General features: G+C 63.2%; 1 protein-coding gene. It reads left to right on the top strand.

Going from position 1 to position 400, the window contains the following annotated elements; genetic code table 11:
- The coding region (locus CBF90_RS18495) for a hypothetical protein (protein ID WP_172407899.1) at window positions 1-400 on the top strand (400 nt) is incomplete at both ends.

The following is a 400-nucleotide window of genomic DNA, read 5'->3' as shown; positions in this document are numbered from 1 at the left end:
CCTAACCACCGTCTCCGGCCAAAACCTCCAACTCGACTTCACCCTGGCCCCCGCCAGCGTTCAAGCCGAAACGGTCGTGACGGTGGGGAATGATGACGCGCCCGCGGTCGACACTACCAGGACCGTCGTGGGGGGCACCATCACCCAGCGTGAGGTTGAGGAATTGCCGAACGAGTCGCGGAACCCTCTCGACTTGGTACTGACGCTCGGCGGCACCAGCGAGGAGCAGCTTTCAACGCGTGATCTAGCGAACGACCGCGGCAGACGAGGAATTAGCACCCCTGGCACGACCCCCGAGGAGGCCGGGATCTTCGGCCTGTCGGGTGGCGCAGCCTACTCCAACAACATCACCATTGACGGGCTCGATAATAACGACGATCGCGGTGCCTCGTTCCGCTTC

Source organism: Microbacterium sp. AISO3, from assembly GCF_002204305.1.
GTDB lineage: Bacteria > Actinomycetota > Actinomycetes > Actinomycetales > Microbacteriaceae > Microbacterium > Microbacterium arborescens.
This window is presented reverse-complemented; position numbering and strand designations above follow the sequence as displayed.